We start from the raw sequence: 5,097 nt of genomic DNA on the forward strand, positions 1-5,097 counted from the left end.
GCGCGACCCCCGGTCCGCCGACGCCGCCGACGGCCGGCGGCGACCGGCCCGGGCGCGACCGGGCCGGCGGCGGGCGACGACCGGACCGACCACGACGGGGGTACGGCCTGATGCCGCTCTGGGTGGAGCTGGTGCTCCGGATCGGCGGCGTGGTGGTCGCGTTCCTCATCCTGCCGCTGCTGGTCGGCCAGGCCGAGCACAAGGTGATGGCGCACATGCAGGGCCGGCTCGGGCCGATGTACGCGGGCGGCTTCCACGGTTGGGCGCAGCTCGTGGCCGATGGCGTCAAGTTCGTGCAGAAGGAGGACATCACGCCGCGCGAGGCGGACCGGGCGGTGTTCCGGCTGGCGCCGGCGGTGGCGCTGGTGCCCTACCTGCTGGTGCTGCTGGTCATCCCGCTCGGTCCGAACGACCTGGTCGGGCAGCCGTTGGACATCGGCCTGTTCTTCGTGCTGGCGGTGGTCGGCGTCGGGGTGGTGGCGGTGCTCATGTCGGCGTGGGCGTCGGCCAACAAGTACAGCCTGCTCGGCGGGTTGCGGGGGGCCGCCCAGTTGCTCGGCTACGAGTTGCCGCTGGTGCTGGCCGCCGCGTCGGTGGCGATGGCGGCGGGCACGCTCAGCCTGCCGGGCATCGTGACGGCGTGGCGGCCGTGGTGGCTGCTCTGGCAGGCGCCCGCGATGATCGTCTTCTTCGTCGCCGGGTTGGCCGAGATCCGCCGGCCGCCGTTCGACATGCCGGTGGCCGACTCGGAGCTGGTCTTCGGCTACATGACGGAGTACACGGGCCTGCGGTTCGCCTTCTTCCTGCTCGCCGAGTACGTCGGGATCGTGGTGATCGCCGCGCTGACCACTGTGCTGTTCCTCGGTGGCTGGCAGGGCCCGTTCGCCGACGAGCAGCTGGGCTGGCTCTGGACCCTGCTCAAGATCTTCGCGGTGTCCTTCGTGATCATCTGGCTCCGGGTGTCCTATCCCCGGCTGCGCGAGGACCAGCTCCAGCGGCTCTGCTGGCTGGTGCTGGTCCCGGTGTCCCTCGCGCAGCTGGTCCTCACCGCAGCCGTCCGCCTCGCCCTGTAGACCGCTGCCCCGCCCGCTTCCGCTCCCGCGCCGCGATCTTGCACTTGCTGTTCGGGGGTAAGGGGCATTCGACGCCAAGATCGTGCTCGAACATGGATGTAGTGGTATCCCCACGCCGATAGACCACTACATCCTTGTTTGAGCACGATCTTGCGGCGTATGGGGCGCTCGACGCGTCAGTTTCCGCTCAACGCAGCGGGGTGTGGGCGGGGTCTACCGGCTCGGCCGGGGGTGGGGGTGGGGTGCCGTCGCCGAAGGGGCGGCCGCCCAGCGTGTCCCGGCCGTGCGGGGTGAGCCAGTTGGACAGGTCGGGGCCGAGCGGCACGATCCCGGTCGGGTTGATGTCGCGGTGCACCTCGTAGTAGTGCCGCTTGATGTGGTCGAAGTCGATGGTGTCGCCGAAACCGGGGGTCTGGAAGAGGTCCCGGGCGTACGCCCACAGCACCGGCATCTCGGCCAGCTTCTGCCGGTTGCACTTGAAGTGGCCGTGGTAGACCGGGTCGAAGCGGACCAGCGTGGTGAACAGCCGCACGTCAGCCTCGGTGATCGTGTCGCCGACCAGGTAACGCTGGTCGGTCAGTCGCTCGGTCAGCCAGTCCAGCCGGTCGAAGAGCCGGTGGTACGCCTTGTCGTAGGCCTCCTGGCTGCCCGCGAAACCGCACCGGTAGACGCCGTTGTTGACGTCCCGGAACACCACGTCGTTCACCTCGTCGATCTGGGCCCGCAGGTGCTCGGGGTAGAGCTGCGGCGCGCCGTCGCGGTGGTACGCGCGCCACTGCGTGGACAGGTCCAGGCTCATCTGCGCGTAGTCGTTCGTCACCACCTGACCCGTCGGCACGTCCACGATCGCCGGCACGGTGATGCCGCGCTCGTAGCCGGGGAAGCGCTTGAAGTACGCCTCCTGGATGCGCTCGATGCCGAGCACCGGGTCCCGGCCGTCCGGGTCGAGGTCGAAGGTCCAGCTCCGGGCGTCGTGGGTCGGGCCGGCCACCGCCATCGAGATGGCGTCCTCCAGACCGAGCAGCCGCCGCACGATGATCAGGCGGTTGGCCCACGGGCAGGCCCGACTGACCGCCAACCGGTACCGGCCCGGCTCCACCGGATAGCCGTCGCGCCCGTCCTCGGTGATCCGAGTGGCGATGTACCGCTGGTCCCGGGTGAACTCGCCCCCCGGCTCGACGTACTTCCCGCCTGTCTCCTCGCCCACGTCACCCTCCCGGTTCGTTCCCCTTGTCTCTACCCCATCCTCACGGATCTACGGCTGGGTGTCCGGTTACCCTCGCCGGCATGACGGATGTGGAGGCGGCGGCCCGGCGGTTCATCGCCGACGTGTGGAATGCCCGCCGGGAGGAGTCGGCGTACGAGTTGGTCGCCGAGGACTGCCCGGGGCTGGGCGGCACCGGGCCGGAGGCGACGCTGGCCTGGCACCGCGAGCGCCGGGCGGCCTTCCCGGACCTGCGCTACAAGATCGTCGACGTGGTCGCGGCCGGGGAGCGGGTGGCCGTGCACTGGCGGGCCGCCGGCACCCACGCCGGGCAGTTCGGGCCGGTGCCGCCGACCGGGCAGGTGGTCAGCTACTCCGGGGCCACGTTCCTGCGCTTCGACCCGGCGGGCCGGATCGTCGAGGTGTGGAGCTGCAACGAGCTGTTCCAACTGCTCCAGCAGCTCGGCGTCGAGATGCTGCCGCCGACGGTCGTCAACGGACCCGGGGTGTGATCCGGCTGATCGGCAGGTTGATCGGGAAGGGCTCGCCGGTGTCGACGAACTTCGTCCACCGCCCGGTCTCGGTGTAGACCTCGTTCACCGCGTCGATCCGGTAGGTCACCACCTCCAGCGCGCCGCCCTCGGTCTCGATCCGCCAGTAGAACGGGATGCCGGCCTGGGCGTACAGCGCCGGCTTCAGCACCCGGTCGATCGAGCGGGTGCTCGGTGAGACGATCTCGACGGCCAGGACCACCTCGTGCGGCTCGTACTTCGACGGCTCGCGCGCTGCCGCCGTCGACGTGGTGATCAGCACGTCGGGGATGAAGGACCGGGTGCGGTTGATCCGCACCTCGACCCCCTGGGTCACGTCGTAGCCGTCCGGGCAGTCCTCGTCGAGCGCGGCCATCAGCCGTCCGGCGATGGTCTGGTGGGTGCGGGTGGGGGAGGGGGACATCAGCAGCACTCCATCGAGCAGTTCCCGGCGACGGCCATCCTCGGGCAGCGCGTCCAGATCGTCAGTCGTCCACTCGCTCTCGGGCGGGTAGTCGCTCTGCAGCCCGGCGGTCATGGCAGGTCCTTCCAGGTGCGTTCGTTCTCCCCGCGACCACGGTACCGCCCTGGACCTGTGGGTGGTGGTCGCGCGCGCCGTGGCCACAGGGCAGGATGGTCGACATGAGCGACCCCGGCGAGCGCGGTGCCACCAGCGAACGCGGCCTGCCCGGCGCGGGCCTGGTGAAGGGGCTGGCGGTCACCCTCAAGACGATGACCAGCCGGTCGACCACGCAGCAGTACCCGGACGTGGCCCCCGACCTGCCACCCCGCTCGCGGGGCGTGATCGCGCTGTCCGAGGAGAACTGCACGGTCTGCATGCTCTGCGCCCGCGAGTGCCCGGACTGGTGCATCTACATCGACTCGCACAAGGAGGAGGTGGCGGTGCCCGGCGCCGCCCGCCCCCGCCAGCGCAACGTGCTCGACAGGTTCGACATCGACTTCTCGCTCTGCATGTACTGCGGCATCTGCATCGAGGTCTGCCCGTTCGACGCGCTCTACTGGTCGCCCGAGTTCGAGTACGCCGAGTACGACATCAAGGACCTGCTGCACGACAAGGACCACCTCGGCCAGTGGATGGCCACCGTTCCGCCGCCACAGGCGCACGACCCCAACGGCGAGCCGGCCAAGGAGGAGACCTCCGCCGCCCGCAAGGCGGCGACCGCCCGTCCGGCGCCCCCAGCGGTACGTTCCGAGCCCGGCGCCGCCTCGTGACCGCCCGAGCCGGAAGAGCGCCCCGGTGACCGGGGCGGATGTGCTGCTGCTCGCCCTCGGCGCGGTGGCGGTCGGGGCCGGCGTGCTCGTGGTGACCACGAAACACCTGGTCCGGGCCGGGCTCTACCTGGTGGTGTGCCTGGGCGCGCTGGCCGGTGACTTCCTGGTGCTCAGCGCCGAGCTGGTGGCCTGGGTGCAGGTGCTGATCTACGTGGGCGCGGTGGTGGTCCTGCTGCTGTTCGCGGTGATGCTGACCCGGGCCCCGATCGGCGCCTCCGACGACCTGGACCGGCCCGGCTGGCCGGCCGCCCTGATCGGTGGTGGCGCCGGGTTGGGGCTGACCGTCCTGCTCGTCGACGCGTACCGGTGGAGCACCGTCGAGCTGCCCACCGCCGGCACCGCCGAACGGCTGGGCGAGCAGATCTTCCAGTCCTGGGTGCTGCCGTTCGAGGTGCTCTCCGTGCTGCTGCTCTCCGCCCTGGTGGGCGCGATCGTGCTGTCCCGACCGGACATCGGCCGTCCGCCCGGTGGCGACGCGGCGCGGCCGGCCGACCTGGTCGACGTCGAACCCGGGGGGCGCCGGTGAGGCCGGTCATCCCGTACGTCACCGCCGCGCTGCTGTTCGGTCTCGGCGTGTACGGCGTGCTGCGCCGCCGCAACGCGGTGCTGGTGCTGATGTCTGTCGAGTTGATGCTCAACGCGGTCAACCTGATCCTGGTCACCGCCGACACCACCGTCCGCGCCGTACTCCCGCACTCGGGGCAGGTGTTCGCGCTGTTCGTCATCGTCCTCGCCGCCGCCGAGATCGGGGTGGGGTTGGCGATCGTCCTCCAGCTCTACCGGCTGCGGGCGACCGTGGCGGTGGACGACGTGCCACTGACCGAGCCGCCGCACCCCGGCGACGGGCGAGAGCCGGCCACCGCGAACACGGAGGCGGGCCGGTGACCGGGCTGCTCGGCGCGTTGCTACCCGCCGTGCCGTTGCTCGCCGGGCTGCTCGGCCTGCTGTTGCCGCCGGCCCCGCGGGCCCGGGACGCCGGCGCGACCGGCGGCGACCC

Annotated in this window: 7 protein-coding genes; 5 read left to right on the forward strand and 2 right to left on the reverse strand. The window is 71.3% G+C overall.

Annotated elements, in window-relative coordinates; translation table 11 throughout:
- Nucleotides 1–110 precede the first annotated feature (110 nt).
- Nucleotides 111–1,073: a complex I subunit 1/NuoH family protein gene (locus JM949_RS33275; protein WP_203152017.1), complete on the forward strand. Its 963-nt coding sequence runs from the start codon at nt 111–113 to the stop codon at nt 1,071–1,073.
- Nucleotides 1,074–1,260: 187 nt separating this feature from the next.
- On the opposite strand, the gene JM949_RS33280 is transcribed toward JM949_RS33275, so the two are convergent.
- Nucleotides 1,261–2,328, reverse strand: a complete 1,068-nt coding sequence (locus JM949_RS33280; protein ID WP_407664868.1) for a glutathione S-transferase family protein — start codon at nt 2,326–2,328, stop codon at nt 1,261–1,263.
- A gap of 32 nt (nt 2,329–2,360) precedes the next feature.
- Here JM949_RS33280 and JM949_RS33285 point away from each other — a divergent pair, with 32 nt between their 5' ends.
- A complete protein-coding gene (locus JM949_RS33285; RefSeq protein ID WP_203152019.1) occupies nt 2,361–2,789 on the forward strand; it encodes an ester cyclase in 429 nt (142 codons plus the stop codon).
- Here JM949_RS33285 and JM949_RS33290 read toward each other — a convergent pair.
- Nucleotides 2,770–3,345 (reverse strand): Uma2 family endonuclease, encoded by a 576-nt coding sequence (locus JM949_RS33290; protein ID WP_203152020.1) that lies wholly within the window; start codon nt 3,343–3,345, stop codon nt 2,770–2,772. The genes JM949_RS33285 and JM949_RS33290 overlap by 20 nt on opposite strands.
- Nucleotides 3,346–3,440: 95 nt before the next feature.
- Here JM949_RS33290 and JM949_RS33295 point away from each other — a divergent pair, with 95 nt between their 5' ends.
- The 3 genes from JM949_RS33295 to nuoK are packed head-to-tail and all read left to right on the forward strand — an operon-like array spanning nt 3,441 to nt 4,985.
- Nucleotides 3,441–4,040, forward strand: a complete 600-nt coding sequence (locus tag JM949_RS33295; protein ID WP_203152021.1) for a NuoI/complex I 23 kDa subunit family protein — start codon at nt 3,441–3,443, stop codon at nt 4,038–4,040.
- Nucleotides 4,041–4,065: 25 nt separating this feature from the next.
- On the forward strand, nt 4,066–4,626 hold the full coding sequence (locus tag JM949_RS33300) for an NADH-quinone oxidoreductase subunit J family protein (protein ID WP_203152022.1): 561 nt from the start codon (nt 4,066–4,068) through the stop codon (nt 4,624–4,626).
- Nucleotides 4,623–4,985 carry an NADH-quinone oxidoreductase subunit NuoK gene (gene nuoK / locus JM949_RS33305; protein ID WP_203152023.1) on the forward strand — a complete coding sequence of 121 codons (363 nt, stop codon included), beginning with the start codon at nt 4,623–4,625 and terminating at the stop codon, nt 4,983–4,985. Before JM949_RS33300 ends, nuoK begins: the two co-directional genes overlap by 4 nt.
- The last annotated feature ends 112 nt before the right edge of the window (nt 4,986–5,097 follow it).

Origin of the sequence: Micromonospora tarensis, assembly GCF_016803395.1 — a bacterium.
Classification (GTDB): Bacteria; Actinomycetota; Actinomycetes; order Mycobacteriales; family Micromonosporaceae; genus Micromonospora; species Micromonospora tarensis.

Excerpts from the sequence above, each read along its gene's own strand:
- JM949_RS33275 (WP_203152017.1), top strand. The coding sequence starts at position 111 with ATGCCGCTCTGGGTGGAGCTGGTGCTCCGGATCGGCGGCGTGGTGGTC.
- JM949_RS33285 (WP_203152019.1), top strand. The coding sequence starts at position 2,361 with ATGACGGATGTGGAGGCGGCGGCCCGGCGGTTCATCGCCGACGTGTGG.
- JM949_RS33290 (WP_203152020.1), bottom strand. The coding sequence starts at position 3,345 with ATGACCGCCGGGCTGCAGAGCGACTACCCGCCCGAGAGCGAGTGGACG.
- JM949_RS33295 (WP_203152021.1), top strand. The coding sequence starts at position 3,441 with ATGGTCGACATGAGCGACCCCGGCGAGCGCGGTGCCACCAGCGAACGC.